This is a genomic window from Microbacterium sp. NPDC060132 (assembly GCF_042729675.1).
GTDB classification, from domain to species: domain Bacteria; phylum Actinomycetota; class Actinomycetes; order Actinomycetales; family Microbacteriaceae; genus Microbacterium; species Microbacterium sufflavum.
The window spans coordinates 805,739-818,827 of sequence record NZ_JBHWXU010000001.1 but is presented as its reverse complement, the minus strand read 5'-3'; the positions used below and the strand labels follow the sequence as shown (position 1 = coordinate 818,827).

15 protein-coding genes are annotated in these 13,089 nt (G+C 63.6%); 6 read left to right on the top strand and 9 right to left on the bottom strand.

Annotated features, from left to right (window positions below; genetic code table 11):
* Positions 1 to 423: 423 nt before the first annotated feature.
* Both ACFWCH_RS04100 and ACFWCH_RS04095 read right to left on the bottom strand, forming a co-directional pair.
* The gene (locus ACFWCH_RS04100) at positions 424 to 609 is read right to left on the bottom strand and encodes a hypothetical protein (protein WP_136029806.1); all 186 of its coding nucleotides are present in this window, start codon (positions 607 to 609) and stop codon (positions 424 to 426) included.
* 20 nt (positions 610 to 629) lie between these two features.
* Complete coding sequence (locus ACFWCH_RS04095) at positions 630 to 899, bottom strand: hypothetical protein (protein WP_136029808.1); 270 nt, start codon at positions 897 to 899, stop codon at positions 630 to 632.
* Positions 900 to 1,070: 171 nt separating this feature from the next.
* Here ACFWCH_RS04095 and ACFWCH_RS04090 point away from each other — a divergent pair, with 171 nt between their 5' ends.
* Both ACFWCH_RS04090 and ACFWCH_RS04085 read left to right on the top strand, forming a co-directional pair.
* Positions 1,071 to 1,481 carry a fluoride efflux transporter FluC gene (locus tag ACFWCH_RS04090; RefSeq protein WP_378802968.1) on the top strand — a complete coding sequence of 137 codons (411 nt, stop codon included), beginning with the start codon at positions 1,071 to 1,073 and terminating at the stop codon, positions 1,479 to 1,481.
* Positions 1,478 to 1,864, top strand: a complete 387-nt coding sequence (locus ACFWCH_RS04085; protein ID WP_136029812.1) for a CrcB family protein — start codon at positions 1,478 to 1,480, stop codon at positions 1,862 to 1,864. The genes ACFWCH_RS04090 and ACFWCH_RS04085 overlap by 4 nt, the downstream gene beginning before the upstream one ends.
* Here ACFWCH_RS04085 and ACFWCH_RS04080 read toward each other — a convergent pair.
* The 3 genes from ACFWCH_RS04080 to ACFWCH_RS04070 form a co-directional block, all read right to left on the bottom strand.
* Positions 1,843 to 2,199, bottom strand: coding sequence for an AAA family ATPase (locus tag ACFWCH_RS04080; protein WP_168442794.1), 357 nt, complete (start codon positions 2,197 to 2,199; stop codon positions 1,843 to 1,845). The genes ACFWCH_RS04085 and ACFWCH_RS04080 overlap by 22 nt on opposite strands.
* Positions 2,200 to 2,459: 260 nt before the next feature.
* Complete coding sequence (locus tag ACFWCH_RS04075; RefSeq protein ID WP_136029817.1) at positions 2,460 to 3,308, bottom strand: hypothetical protein; 849 nt, start codon at positions 3,306 to 3,308, stop codon at positions 2,460 to 2,462.
* Positions 3,305 to 5,035 carry a DUF3696 domain-containing protein gene (locus tag ACFWCH_RS04070; protein ID WP_136029818.1) on the bottom strand — a complete coding sequence of 577 codons (1,731 nt, stop codon included), beginning with the start codon at positions 5,033 to 5,035 and terminating at the stop codon, positions 3,305 to 3,307. The genes ACFWCH_RS04075 and ACFWCH_RS04070 overlap by 4 nt, the downstream gene beginning before the upstream one ends.
* Positions 5,036 to 5,175: 140 nt before the next feature.
* On the opposite strand from ACFWCH_RS04070, the gene ACFWCH_RS04065 reads away from it, so the two are divergent.
* From ACFWCH_RS04065 to ACFWCH_RS04055, 3 genes are read left to right on the top strand one after another with little or no spacing between them, the layout of a single operon-like run.
* Positions 5,176 to 5,631, top strand: coding sequence for a hypothetical protein (locus ACFWCH_RS04065; RefSeq protein ID WP_136029820.1), 456 nt, complete (start codon positions 5,176 to 5,178; stop codon positions 5,629 to 5,631).
* A gap of 42 nt (positions 5,632 to 5,673) precedes the next feature.
* Positions 5,674 to 6,126 carry a helix-turn-helix domain-containing protein gene (locus tag ACFWCH_RS04060; RefSeq protein WP_240744519.1) on the top strand — a complete coding sequence of 151 codons (453 nt, stop codon included), beginning with the start codon at positions 5,674 to 5,676 and terminating at the stop codon, positions 6,124 to 6,126.
* Complete coding sequence (locus tag ACFWCH_RS04055) at positions 6,126 to 6,590, top strand: hypothetical protein (RefSeq protein ID WP_136029822.1); 465 nt, start codon at positions 6,126 to 6,128, stop codon at positions 6,588 to 6,590. The genes ACFWCH_RS04060 and ACFWCH_RS04055 overlap by 1 nt, the downstream gene beginning before the upstream one ends.
* A gap of 54 nt (positions 6,591 to 6,644) precedes the next feature.
* On the opposite strand, the gene ACFWCH_RS04050 is transcribed toward ACFWCH_RS04055, so the two are convergent.
* Genes ACFWCH_RS04050 through ACFWCH_RS04035 form a run of 4 tightly spaced genes read right to left on the bottom strand, consistent with a single transcriptional unit; the run spans position 6,645 to position 12,253 of the window.
* On the bottom strand, positions 6,645 to 8,579 hold the full coding sequence (locus ACFWCH_RS04050; RefSeq protein WP_378802966.1) for a zinc-ribbon domain-containing protein: 1,935 nt from the start codon (positions 8,577 to 8,579) through the stop codon (positions 6,645 to 6,647).
* The gene (locus ACFWCH_RS04045; RefSeq protein ID WP_136029827.1) at positions 8,576 to 9,640 is read right to left on the bottom strand and encodes a TniB family NTP-binding protein; all 1,065 of its coding nucleotides are present in this window, start codon (positions 9,638 to 9,640) and stop codon (positions 8,576 to 8,578) included. Before ACFWCH_RS04045 ends, ACFWCH_RS04050 begins: the two co-directional genes overlap by 4 nt.
* An 11-nt stretch (positions 9,641 to 9,651) precedes the next feature.
* Complete coding sequence (locus ACFWCH_RS04040) at positions 9,652 to 11,511, bottom strand: Mu transposase C-terminal domain-containing protein (protein ID WP_136029828.1); 1,860 nt, start codon at positions 11,509 to 11,511, stop codon at positions 9,652 to 9,654.
* Positions 11,498 to 12,253 carry a TnsA-like heteromeric transposase endonuclease subunit gene (locus ACFWCH_RS04035; RefSeq protein WP_378802965.1) on the bottom strand — a complete coding sequence of 252 codons (756 nt, stop codon included), beginning with the start codon at positions 12,251 to 12,253 and terminating at the stop codon, positions 11,498 to 11,500. Before ACFWCH_RS04035 ends, ACFWCH_RS04040 begins: the two co-directional genes overlap by 14 nt.
* Before the next feature lie 34 nt (positions 12,254 to 12,287).
* On the opposite strand from ACFWCH_RS04035, the gene ACFWCH_RS04030 reads away from it, so the two are divergent.
* Positions 12,288 to 13,076, top strand: a complete 789-nt coding sequence (locus ACFWCH_RS04030) for a hypothetical protein (RefSeq protein WP_136029833.1) — start codon at positions 12,288 to 12,290, stop codon at positions 13,074 to 13,076.
* Positions 13,077 to 13,089 lie beyond the last annotated feature (13 nt).

Sequence of the window (13,089 nt, the reverse complement as noted above, 5' to 3'; positions counted from 1 at the left end):
AGCCTCTCTCGACAACCTCCCTGATTCTATTCATGCGCAAGGAACGCTGCGCCTTGGTGGAGGCCAAGCCGAACCCGGCCGGTAAGCACACCTGGTCGGCGATACGTTGGCTCCTGCAAGAATCCCATCTGTAGGGGAAGAGCTGAACGACGACCACTCCTTCTTCTCATGCCGATGTGGTCACGGCGCTATCCCGGGCGCCCGAGGAACGGAACTGGCGGTCGGCCGTCGCCCTCATCGGCGAGCATTGGCCGACCTTGCTCGATGAGCCCGGCAACATTCTGGATGATGCGTTGCGGGCTGTTCCGCTCGATGCTTTCCGTGGTGAACCGCGAGCGACGGCGGTCCCATCCTGGCTGATGCGCCCTGAGATCTACCCAGTGAACACACGAGTCAGATCGGCGCCCAAGAGGACGGTCCCCATTAGAAGTCGACGCGGCCCTCGCGGTCGATGTCCAGAGCTGTGCAGTCTTTCGCCCACTCCTCGAGCGCGGAGTCAAGTTGCTGCCGCAACCAGTCGCGGGTCTGTTCGGTCTTCGGGGTGACCGACAGCTGCCAGAGGCGCTGGTCGACGGAGCCGGTGAGATTGGCGGCGGGTGATGTCTTCATGGTGTCCCCGGTTCTTGACGTCAGTTGCGGACGGGTGTGTAGTCGGCGGCGTGGAGAAGGCGGCGGAGTTTAATGAGGAGGTCCTCGTCGACGGTCTTCTCCCGAGGAGGCGACACGATGATGGTCTCGGTGCCGACCGTGACCTTCACTTTGCTGTTGTGCTCGACGGTGACCTCCCCAACGGCTCGGAGCAGTGACAGGACGTCGTGCCACTGGACGTTGCTGCTCGTCGGGTGCTCGGAGATCTGGCGGAGTGTATTGCGGTGGTTCTCACCCAGGTGCGAGGACATGTCGGCCTACTTTCGGTGGTCTCGGTAAACACCACCGTAGGTTCGCGAAGCCGGGTGCCAGTCAGACCGTTGTCGAGTCCCGCATCGACACCGCGTAGACCGACGGGTGTCGATAGGACATTCGACAGTCGTCGTGCGCCGTTCGACAGGCGCTCTTCTACGTTCAACAGCATGGAGTTGGAGATGACCTCGACGCGGAGTGCAGCGGCCGTGCCGTACATGCTCGTCTTCGCCGGAGGAGCAGCAGGCACGAGTATCCGGATTCTCCTCGGTACATGGTGGGCGAGCAGCTCCTCGTTCCCCTGGCCGACGTTCATCATCAACGTGTCGGGCGCAATCTTGCTCGGCGCGCTCTACGGCGCATCTCGCGGGGCGGCGACGGGTCGGATGCGCTTGCTGCTCGACACCGGAGTTCTCGGCGGGTATACGACGTACAGCACGTTCGCGGTCGGCTCCGACGGGCTGATCCTGACGGACCACCTGCTCCTCGGTGTCCTCTACGTGGTGCCGACCGTCGTCCTCGGGATCGCCGGCGGGTTCGCAGCCCAGCGCCTCACCGCTCCGAGGAAGGTACGAGCATGACGGGGCTCGTCGTCGTTCTTGCGTCCTTGGCCGGCGGTCTGGGCGCAGTCGCACGGTACGCTCTCGACACGCGAGTCACGCGTCGTGTGGGCGGCCCGTTCCCGTGGGGCACGGTCATCATCAACGTGAGCGGATCCTTCGCTCTCGGTCTCGTCACCGGGCTCGCTGACGCTCACGTCCTCGATGCATCGGGCGCGCTGATCCTGGGCGCCGGCTTCCTCGGCGGGTACACCACGTTCAGCACGGCCAGCGTGCAGGCGGCAGAGCTGTTCGCTCGTCGTCGAACGCTTCTCGGGGTCTCCTATGCCGGAGGCATGCTGAGCGCCGCTCTCCTCGCGGCGGCCGCCGGACTGGCGCTGTCTTACGCCTGGGGGCCCGCGTGAGTGCTCAGCGAGTGAAACAGATCGGCGATGGTCTCCAGCTCACGCGCGTTCCGGGCTTCGACGCGGATCGCGTTCTCCTCCAGCGGTGGCTCGAAGCTCGCTCGGTGCTCGGCCATCACCCTGTCCACGACATCGGGCCGGGCGGCAGCGGACCGGTTCGCTTGCAGCCGATGTCGCTGGGTGACCGGGTCGATGTCCAACCAGATGATCTGGAACCGCACCTTGCCCTGGGCCGCGACCTCGCGCCAGGTGTCACGCAGGAACCGGTGGGAAGCGGTGTCGTCGACGATGACGCTAACGCCCAGTTCACTGGTTCTTTCTCTTGGCCGAGGCAAGGTCGTGACGTTTGTTTCGACCGTTCTCAGCCGGAGCGGTAATCGGCGTCGGATGCGAGCGGGTCGACTGGGGCGGTCAGCCGCCCCCGGGTCACTCGTTTCAGTTGCGGCTGCCGGGCCCACGGGTGTTGAAGGCCAGTGGGTTCGGGCCGGTCCCAGCGACATTCCCGCCATTCATTGCTGGAGGTTGCATACGTTCGTTGCTAGGCGTCGAGTTGGAACGACCGAGATCGCCCTCGAGCAGGTGGGACGTCATCGTCCTACGAGTCGGTTGTCGAAGTCCCTTCGGCTCCCCGACTGTCGGCAGGGGCTGCCTCATCTGACAACGCAATCAGATCATCGACGATGTGAGAAGCAAAGCGTGGCTCGCGAAGAGTGATGCCGTCGCGGCTCGAGTGCTTCTCAACGTCGCCGCTGACATCGTGACCAACCTTCCCTACCACGCACACCACGATTGAACCCTTCGGCAGACCGTTGATAGTCGCTTTGAGGTTGCGGGCGCGTTTGTTCTTCTCGCTCGCTATCCAATGGATGTGACCAGCCGGAATCCCGAGCTGTTCGGTCATAGCCTCGACAACCCTGAGTTCGATCTGGCCTCCGACGATAAGGATGCGGCGATCTTTGAAGTGACGAGCAGTCGCCGTCCTTCGTTCCTCAAGAGACGGCAAGTTAGGTTCGAGGTGCACTGCGACGTCTGCTGGCGGCGGTGGAACGCAGGCTACCGTCGTTGGCGTTTCGCCCCAGAGGCTTTCGTGCGTCCCGAGGAAAAACTCACCGTCACGTGCCGAGGTGCCTACAAGGTCGTCGACGAGTAACCGGTGGGTCAGCGGCGCCCCGCGGTATTCGGGGGCTGCTAAAGCTGTCGATCCATGAACGGCATGCTTGATTGGTGACCTAGACAGCAGCGTACCGATGCCTTCGTGCGCCATCTTCGCGAGCACTCGTGGCACATCGAGGGAGCCAGTTGAGTAGATTTCCACTAGATGATTCCAGGCCCGAGACCCGAGCTTCACTCGATGGTCCGCTGTCCACGTAAGAAGCCTGGACAAGCTCTGCTCATCTTTGGCTTCGAGGGCAATCGCGGGATCGAGGAGAACCGTGGCGGTCAACTCTCTTCCTTCGCAACCCGCGCGGCTAGGGCCCGAATGATGAATCGGGTGTCAACCTCCTGCGCATCGAAGAACCCATCTGGCCACTCGTCAAAATCTCCACCCGCGGTCAAGGAGAGAGAGCGCACCTGAGTCGCTCCCCCGACTCGCTCTGCGAACATCACCTCCACGTGGGAGGGGGTTGTCACCTCTTCTGCGATACGACGCCGAATTCGAGTCACGAGGTACTCGCTGTGCGTCTCCACAATGAAGCGGACGTCGGGGCGAGCGAAGAGGAAGAAGTCTGCAAGCCTCGATTGGACGGACGGATGGAGATGTAGCTCGGGCTGTTCAATCAAGATGATGGTGCCAGCTTCAGCGGCGAGACTCGCGACAAGGATTGGGAGCAGCTGGCTCGCGCCCACACCAATCTGCGTTAGGTCCCGTGAGAACCCGTCCACCTGCAGTTCGACGCCCCGACCGAGCTTTCCGTGGTCGTGGACTTCGATCTTGTCGCCGATCCCAAAGTACTCGCACCAGAGCGCGACTGCATCCGGAAGTGCCGCGACGCGGGGTGTCCCGTCCCAGTCTTGGAAGTTGATCTTGCTGTTTCTCTCGCGCGTGAGAATCTCTGCGGTGAGCTCGCCTCGGATGCCGACCGGTAGCGCAGGAACCCGCTCATCCCATGCGCCTTGCACCACCCGTGGCTCGTCGCGGAGAGGACCTAGGTACTGAATCCGATTCCCGAAGATCTCCAACGCCGATGCGAAAGCGCCCATATACGTGAGGCTCGTCGCGTGTTCCTCGGCGAGAGTTGTTTCGATTGCTCCACCATCGAAGTAGTAGTGCCGCATGCGCTGAGGATGGCCGAAAAAAGACAAACCAGGACCGATGACGGCCCACTCATGCTCGGCTCTACGTTCGACCAATCGTCGGACGAGAGTCTTGAGCACCTCCGGCTCCAGCGCGTTGAAGTCCCGCATCGTCCAGAGGGCCGACATGCTCTGCGCCTGACGGCTTGAGTTTCCCGGCGGGGTCTTCTCGATGCCGAACTCTTTGAAGAACTTCTTCTTTGACACTAGCTGCGTCAACTCGGAGGCCACGTCGATGTTGAGACGGTCTGTCGCAAGGATGTTGTCGAGTAGTGCTCCCATCTGTCGACGAATCACGCCGGGGTCGATATGACGGGCGAGAAGCATCGGGACCAGTCCGACGAAGCCGACGTACATGCGGTTGGGTGCCTTGCGGCCGTCGATGATCTTGAGCTTCAGAAACGACAGGTCCTGATTGGAGAAGGAGTGGGAGAACGCTTCGATGTCAGCTGCTCGCATGCGCTCAGACGTGGCAGACACGATGAGTTTGCCGTAAGCGTCGATGACCTCGAATGACGAGGGCGACATTGAGGTGCCGTCGTCGGCGGGGACGAGGGAGACCGCCACGTTGAACTTCGCGGCGCGGGGCGGTTCGGCGGTTGCCGCGAGTCCTCCGTGCGCGACTTCGAACCGGAACTCGACCGCGGACTGGCCCTCTCTGATGACGTGCGACGGTTCACCGAGACGGACCAATTGCCCGTTCATCACAATTCGTCCGCCTCGAGTCATCGACTGCGCGAGGAGCAGCATGGATTGCAGCACTGACGACTTCCCGGAGCTGTTAGCTCCAGCAAGAACAGTCAGACGCGGGAGCCTAAGCGTGGCGGCGCCGAGTGACTTGAAGTCCGCAACGCTCCATGAGCCGATTGTCGCCATCCATTGCCCCCACTCGATCTGTGACTTGCGATTACCCTATCGGGCGGACGATGTGCCGATATGCCGGAGGGGATGGTCGCCTGATGGCCGCTGGCGCGCGTCGAGCGCGACGTGTCGGTGTTGCCCAGTAGCATCTCGGTATGACGCTCGCGAACCGCACCGGTAGCGATTCGCGCTGTTGTATTGAGAGCGGGGCTCCGTACGAATGGATCCACGCTGAGGATCCAACGCATGTGCAGATGGTTGAAGTGGAAGAATGGCTCGCCGGCCTCAACGCGTTCTCCCGGGCCCACGAAGAGGGCGAGATCGACGAACTCTTCGAGGCGGCTTCCGAAGGCAAGCTCGAAGACACCGGCGACAACCACACCAAGATCAAGCCCGTCACGCACAAACCCGAGATCTATGAACTTCGCCTCAAGTCAGGTCTGAAGCGCCCTTACACGTATCTTCGCTTCTACCACTCTGAGCCCGCGGTCAGGCCGAAGAACCTCATCGCGCTTCACCGACACATCAAGTCGAGCGGGGACGCGCAGACGGACGGACTCGCCCAGGCGATCTCCATCCATGAGCTGGGTGAGTCGATAAACTGGGCGTAACGCCCCTACTCAACCTCCAGGTTGTGTGCGTATGATGTCGACATGAGCAACATTTTCCCCATGCTCGCCAAGTCCGTCTCGCCCATGAAGCTGGTGCGCTCGCGTGCGAAGGTTCTCGCACGCGAAGATCGTGACATGCGCGCCGAGCTTGTCCGCATCCGCCGCAAGGCGAATCTCACGCAGAAGAAGGTCGCGGAGCAGCTCGGAATCACCGCCCAGGCAGTTGCCAAGATTGAGCGGTACGACGCCGACCCCAAGCTTTCGACGTTGCGACGGTACGCCAATGCCGTCGGAGCGATTGTCGAGCACCGAGTCACCGCTGACTGCGGGCAGTCCATATATATGGCCAGTTCCTCCAGGTGGGAGTCCAATGCTGTGCCTGGTGTGCAGGTTACGACTTGGCGGTTTGCCACAGCTGGAGTGCCAGCGCACGCGCCGACGAGTACGGCAGAGTGGTCCGAGACCAAGCGGTCCGAGTTCGCGCTGGGTGCCTAGTGGCCGGTGAGCTCAGCGATGCTGACCGTACCCGCGTTCACGATCTAATCTCGAACTCGGAGCTCGGCGGAATCTTCTTCCACGAGCAGAGCGTGCGTCGGCATGAAGAGACGCCTGAGGGCATGCCGACTGACTTCTCGAACGCGGAGGTCGGTATCCAGTTCAGGCTCTCTGACGAAGACTTTGGGGTCCGGCTGATGGCGGAGATCCAGAACACCATTGGCATCGCCACAGTGGTCGTCTCTGGCGAATACAACCTCACCGGCGGTTTCAAGCCCACGCGACGCGACGTCATGATGTTCGCGAACGAGGTCGCCGCGATGACGATCTACCCATACCTCCGCGAGGGAGTCAGTACCGCGACCGCCAAGGTTCTCGGCGAGGGTGTGCTCTTACCAATCGCGCCGCGCGGAGCCATCGCTTTCGAGATCGAGGATGAACCGGGTCAGGACGAGATCGAGTAGTTCGAGTGCGGCGAAGGGCGGTCAGTTTTCTGGACCGCCTTCGCTGTGCAGCGACTAGCCTGCCACGGCCTGCAGCTTCTTCTTGTTCCCCGGCCGTTCGTGCCACGGACAGTCCACGCAGCCGCCGGACAGGCGCCGGTTTGGGATGCTCTGCTCGGTCTCGTGGCCGTCCTTGCACCTCCAGTGGTGCTTGTCGTTCGACCCGCGCATCACCTCGTTCGGGTACTTGCGGTTTCGGTAGGAGTGCCAGTCGCTGGTGAGTTCCGGGTCCGTAGTGGCGAAGTCGTTGAAACCGGCGAGGATGAGGCGGCCGGCGCAGTACGGGCAGTCGGAGCCTCGAGTGCGTGCTTCGAGCCGCATGGGAAAGGTGTGCGTGTGCCGGCTCTTGCTGCACAGCCAGATGACCTCGAGCTTCGAGCCCTTCGTGTAGTCCGCGGGCTCGCGTCCTTGGTTGAGTTCCGGCAGCCAGCTCGGGACCAGGTGCGGGTGAGTGTCTACGATGCCGCGTCCGGAGATGCGGGTGCGCTGCTTCTTGCACTCAGGGCAGCTCTTGCCGCGTACGCGCTGCTTCACCGAGGCCCGGTACGGGTGGTCCTTCGAGCAGAGCCAGTCGCGCGTCTTCGGGTCCGCGGCGTTCAGCTGCGTGGCGGTCTTGGCGTAGCCGTTCTTCGGGTGCAGCTCTCGCGCGATACGAGGATGCGTGGTCGCGAGGTCGTTCACGCCGACCAGCGTCACGCGGTTGAGGCATACGGCGCAGCCGGCGTCGTTGAGCGTCCGGTTGAAGGGCATCGCCCGAAAAGGGTGACCCTTCTCAGGGCACATCCACCAGACCACCGTGTGACTCCGTGCCGTGATGCCTGCGGCGGTCAGGTTCCCGTTCAGGGTGGGGTGGAGTTGTGCCCCGATGAGAGGCGACACGGTCGCGAGGTCGTTCACACCCCGCTCTACGTGCACCCCGGTGCAGGTCGGGCACGGAGTCTCAACGTCATCTTCGTCCGCCGTGCGGACCTCGATGTAGAGGTGGCCCCGCGCACAGTGGATAGTGCGGAACTGCGGTTCCGTCACCGTCGGTGCTTCGTCGCTGTCTCGGGCGAGGCGTGCGAGCGCCGAGAGGTTGTCGTCCCCGGTGCACGCGAGGTACTCCCGTGTGCTCTGCAGGGCCGAGGGGTGGGGGTACCAGCTGGTGATGTCGTCGGGCAGCTGGAAGTCGTGGGCGTTGCCGGCGCGGTACCCGGCGTAGCCACGAAGCGCCGTGTTCAGCGCGAGTTGTGCGGGCCACAGATGCAGCCAGACCGCTCGCGCGACGGCCGGGGTCGAGTGCGCGACGATGTTGGCCATGGCCTCTCGGAGCCAGGCGAATGTGGTGGCGTACGGGACGGTGGGGTCGAACAGGCGGTGCACCGTCTCGTCCCGCTGGACCCAGTCGACGATGGCGACGGCATGACGGAAGACGTTGGCCGTCGGCTGGTCAAGGTCACCCTCGAGTGCGCTGAGGACTCCGAAGAACAGGTGGAGGTCGAGACCGCCACCATGACGGAGGCGCTGGAACCGGCGGTGGGCGGCGACCTCGGCGGGTGTCACCGCGGTCTGTGTCTCCGCGGTCGTGCCCGGGCCAGTCCATCGCTCGTGGCGCTCGCAGACGAGGTCGTCGAGGTGAGGGTGCTGCTGGATGTGCTCACCGTGGCTGCAGAGCAGGCACGCCCATCGTTGGGTGGTCTGCGACCGGCACGACTCGCAGTCGTCCAGCCCTGCGTCGTCGAGGGGCGGGGCCTCGATGAGCCTGTCGAGCGGGCGCCGGACCTTGGTGCTGAGGAGTGCCTCCCAGGTTGCGTCGGCGTCGTGTGCCTTGGCGAGCGTGACGAGGTGACGCGGGAGCGAGGTGCTTTCGCCGTTGACGATGAGGGTGCGGCGTGTGAACGAGTCGAGGGTCTCGCGGTGTCCGGGTCGCACGGTGAATGGGAATCGGCGGTAGAGGGCGGTGGGGGTCATGCCATCACCTTCTCGATAGCGGTCTTGCCCTTCGACGCGTTCTTGGCGAGGACCCTGCGGTAGAACGTCTCGGCGGTGAGGTCGAGCGTGTAGGCGTCGAGCAGATTCTTGTCGAGGAGCTCAACCTTCGCCTTGTTCTGGATGAGGTCGATGGCGGCACCGGTGAGTAGCCGGCTGAGGGAGCCGATGGAGCCGCCGGTGCGCTGGTAAAGGTATTCGGCGAGCGTATTGAGGGTCCCCACCGGATGGTTACGCAGCTGGAGCTGGGATTCGAACGTTCGGATGAGCTGCTTCCATTCCTTGCGGTGGTCGGCGCTGGACCACTTGTATGACTCGAGCTCGACGACCGCGAACCGGCTCATTAGCTGCTGTCCTCGGGCGCCGTGCATGAGGGTGGAGTTGGTTACGTCGAGCCCGCAGTAGAGGAATGTGGCGGAGACGTCGTTGTGGAGACCCTTGAGGAGGTCGACGGCTTCTCCGAGCCCGGATGCGCGGCCGGAGAGGTTGTGGAGTTCATCGACGACGATGAGCTGGGTGCGTGCACGCCGGATGGCAGCGACGACCTTGGTCCGCAGGTCTGCGGTTGTGTCGCGGGACAGGACGGAGAGGCCGTAGAAGTCGCAGAACTCGCGGAGCAGGTCCTTAGCGTTGCTGCCGGAGGGCACCTCGACGTACATCACCGGGATGTGCTCGTCCTGCTCCCAGTGCGGGACCTGCCTGGTGTACTCCTCGAGCACCCACCGCATCAGTCGCTTGGCGGTCGTGGTCTTGCCGAGAGCGGAGTCCCCGGAAAGCATGACACCGGCGTGGCCGGAGTTCCGCGACCGGTTCGCCTGGAAGGCGCGGGTCAGCAGGAGTCTTCCCTGGGCGACGGTCGAGGTGAGGAGCACGATGCCACCGGAGAGATAGTCCATCCGCTGCTGGTCGTGCTCGTAGCGGCTGACGGTCGAGTTGGTGTCGAGCGGCGCCGGCGCGGTGAGCGGGTGCTGCAGGTAGTGGAGCAGCGACTCCCAGCGGTTGAGCGCTGTCTTGTCGGAGTCGTGGCTGGTGAAGGAGAGCATTGTGTTCCGTTTCAGAAGGTGGGGAGGATGTCGTCGTCGTCGAGGTCCTCCTCGGTGACGGTGAACTCGGGAAGGGCCGTCGGCCGCTTGGGCTGCGGAAAAGGCGTGCCGGTGAGTTCCGCGTCGGCCTGGGCGGTGAGGATTCGGTAGTCATCCTCGACCGGCGCGAAGTCGGGCTCGAACCGCCGCATTTCAGCACCGCGCTCCAGGCACTCGATGAGCTCGCCTTCTCCGCCGATGACCCACACGGCTTCGGGGTTGTAGGGGTCGACCTTCACTTCCCATTTGCCCTTGTGGCGAGGCATGTCTGACAGCGTGTTGCGGAGCATGTTGAGTTCCGGAGAGTCGTATTCGCGCGTGTCGACCTTGATGCCTGTGGCCGTGATACGGCGGAACTTGCTGGGCAGCATGAGGATGAAGTTGTCCTCGGTGAGTGGAAGGTGGAGTTGCGCGACGCTCAGTGCTGCCTGGCCGGCCTTCTTATTCGGGGTGAGGTGTCGAGTCGGGTGCAGGCGGTCGCGGAGGCTGCTGTGAGGTGCGTTCTGCCACACGCTGATGACCCAGTCCTCGAACAGCTCGCGAAGCGCCTCGAGGGTGAGCAGCTTCTCGGTCGGGACTTTCCCGCCTTTGTGCTCGGGGCTGCGGCCGACGTATCCCTCGAGGTGCTGGACGAACATCGTATTGATGGTGTGGAACTGGCGCTCGACGTGGGGCTTGCTCGTCGGCGTGTACGGTGCGGACAGGACTACGCTCCCGCCGCGCTGCTCCACCGCGTTGCGGAACGTCGGGGAGATGTAGTCCGTACCGCGGTCCACAGTGATGTTGGCCGGGTAGATGTAAGGGTGCTCCGCAGCGTGACGCCCGTACTCCTCGTCGGAGAGGAGCGGCAGGCGCGGGTGCTTCCGACGAAGAGCCTCGCGGTACTCCGAGCGGGAGGGGCGGTTGGCCCGCGGGGTCAGGGCCTGGGCGAGCAGCATGGTGTGGTCGACGCCCTTGGTACCCTCCAGGCGGAACGTGTAAGCCATGATGGTGCGCGAGTGCACGTCCAGCATGAGGGACAAGCGCGGGCGCTTGCGCTCGCCCTTCGGGGTCTGGACCTCCAGGTCCATCGTGTTGGTGTCCACCTCAACCAGCGAGCCGGGGAGGAAGGGCTCGCTCTTCCCCATCATGCGGTCTTTCGGTCGGTTGGCGAGAGACTTTCGGGTCTTCGCGCTGCCGGTGACGTGCTTGCCGTGCCCGATTCGGTCGATGAGCAGGTACCACGCGGACTTGCTCGGGAGCTTGATGCCCGGGTGCACCGCCTGAACGGACTTCGTCGTCTGCTCGATGATGCGCTTCTTCGTGCCGGTGGACCACGTGACCTGGTCGTTGATGGTCTTGATGAGGTGATTGATGACGGCCGCCTCGACCTTTTCGTTCGGGATGTAGTTCCTAATAGCTCGCCCGTCGATGAGGCCGACGAGTCCGTCTCGCTGGTACTTCATGAGCTTGTTGAAGAACGTGGACCGAGCCATGCCGCGCCCGGTGCGCTCCAGGTCGACGAGCTTGCGGGCGATGCGCTGCTCCTGGCTGGTGGTCTCCAGGTCATACTCCGGCCAACACTTGCCGTTGCGGCCTTCACCGGTGAGAACCTCTTCGATGTCCGCGGCCAGGATGCTCGCCGCGTGCAGGACGTGGGAGGGGACGTGGTCGAGCAGGCGGGGCGACCGCTGTTCTTCGCTGGGGACGATGTTTGCGAGCTCGGCGTGGGTCACGGTGCGGCTGTCGCCCGTGACCCGGTGAATGAGGGTCACGCCCTTGGTGGTGGCGGCTTCGAGCTCGTAAACGTCCCCGTCGATAGCTACGGCAACGGGGACGTTAGGCGTGGGCATGGGGGAACTCCTGACGGTGAGATGCGGGGGCGACGAGACGGGTGCCGTTGGAGAGGAGGGCGTTCATGTCGACGGACAGGGCGCCGGTCCAGATGAGGTGGAAGACGTGGCTTCGGGCGAGGGGCGTGCTCTTCGCGGCAATGAGCCTGATGGCGTCGCCGACCGTCGAATCGGAGCCGAGCGCGGCGAGCAACTCCCCTTCTGCGTCCGCGCCGGGATGGTGTCCGGGGTGGCGAAACTGGGCGAGCCAGGTGAGGTTTACCCGGTGCTGGTGCGGGAGCTCGGTGAGGATGCGATAGTTCCAGCCGACGGTCTCGCAGACGGTGCGGGTCCACTCGAACTGGGCGAGCGCCTTGGCGTTGAGCCGACCGTATGGCTTCACGTCGTAGACGGTCTGCTCGCCGCGGGCGTCGAGGGCGATGAAGTCCGGGTAATGGTAGACACCGTCTCCGTTCACGAGCAGCATCGGCTGCGACGCGATGGCGACGACGTCCGCCGTGTGGTCGAGCCACATCAGCGAGTCACGCTCCAGCAGCGACTCATGCCAAACATGCCTCTGAGTCGCGGCCATCCAGTAATAGCCGTGGTAGTTCCGCTGGTGCGGATACGCGTTTCCGACTCGAACCGGGTCGGCGACGTAGAGCTCCTGCGCGAGAAAGCCCGCGTCGAGCGGCGCGGACTGGGTGACTCCGTCTCGAATCCAGGTCGCAGCGCCGGTTTCGGGGGTTGTGATCTCTGTCATATCCAGACATTGAGGACGTGTTGAACCAGTCGGCGTGACACACGAGAAAATCCCAGCTCAAAATGGAGAAGAACTCGACGACGCGGTCGAAATGCTCCCATATAAGATCGTTTGCACGATGCGATATGAGAAGCGGGAGATCACCGCAGGTGAAGTGGCGAGCATGCTGGCGGTGAGTGAGAGGCATGCCGAGGCACTGCTGAAGGACAGGCTCATCGCCGGACGTCAGCTGCGCTCGGGTGTGTGGCTCACCAGCAAGGCGTCCGTCGAGCGCTACCGAGCTACGGCACAGCGCGGGACCGGACGAGTCCTCGGTGCCTCAACCGCCTGGGGCTTGCTGTGGGAGCTCTCTGGGCGAACCCCCACCTGGCTTCCGACCAGCACGTTGGCGCGCGTGCGTCAACGGATCGCAACGTCATCTCCCGAGGACATCGTGCGAGCCACATCAGGACGCACCCGCGTGCACTTCTACACACGCGCAGATGGGGCCCCGCCGGTTTCTTGGAGTCCGCTCATCGAGACTGGACGACCCGCTGCTCGACGCCTCGGAGTGAGATACAAGCGAGTGTTCAACTACGGGGCGGCTTACGTTCGCGACGGAACGATCTCCGAGTTCGCCGAACGGAATCAGCTGTTCGAAGACTATGAAGGCAAGAACCTGCTGTTCGAGAACACGCTTCCGACTGCATACGAGCGGGCGACGATGCCGACTGCGGTCGTTGCCGTGGATCTGGCCGTCGGAGGCAGTGTTTACGAACTCGAGCAAGGATGCAGGATCTTGATGAACCTGCAGTCGGCATGGCGCGAGGCTCACGACGGTTAGTGATCGCGCGCGA

Coding starts and splice junctions, on each gene's coding strand:
- ACFWCH_RS04100 (WP_136029806.1), bottom strand. CDS start 609: ATGAAGACATCACCCGCCGCCAATCTCACCGGCTCCGTCGACCAGCGC.
- ACFWCH_RS04095 (WP_136029808.1), bottom strand. CDS start 899: ATGTCCTCGCACCTGGGTGAGAACCACCGCAATACACTCCGCCAGATC.
- ACFWCH_RS04060 (WP_240744519.1), top strand. CDS start 5,674: ATGAGCAACATTTTCCCCATGCTCGCCAAGTCCGTCTCGCCCATGAAG.
- ACFWCH_RS04065 (WP_136029820.1), top strand. CDS start 5,176: ATGACGCTCGCGAACCGCACCGGTAGCGATTCGCGCTGTTGTATTGAG.
- ACFWCH_RS04050 (WP_378802966.1), bottom strand. CDS start 8,579: ATGACCCCCACCGCCCTCTACCGCCGATTCCCATTCACCGTGCGACCC.
- ACFWCH_RS04085 (WP_136029812.1), top strand. CDS start 1,478: ATGACGGGGCTCGTCGTCGTTCTTGCGTCCTTGGCCGGCGGTCTGGGC.
- ACFWCH_RS04035 (WP_378802965.1), bottom strand. CDS start 12,253: ATGACAGAGATCACAACCCCCGAAACCGGCGCTGCGACCTGGATTCGA.
- ACFWCH_RS04040 (WP_136029828.1), bottom strand. CDS start 11,511: ATGCCCACGCCTAACGTCCCCGTTGCCGTAGCTATCGACGGGGACGTT.
- ACFWCH_RS04090 (WP_378802968.1), top strand. CDS start 1,071: ATGGAGTTGGAGATGACCTCGACGCGGAGTGCAGCGGCCGTGCCGTAC.
- ACFWCH_RS04070 (WP_136029818.1), bottom strand. CDS start 5,035: ATGGCGACAATCGGCTCATGGAGCGTTGCGGACTTCAAGTCACTCGGC.
- ACFWCH_RS04045 (WP_136029827.1), bottom strand. CDS start 9,640: ATGCTCTCCTTCACCAGCCACGACTCCGACAAGACAGCGCTCAACCGC.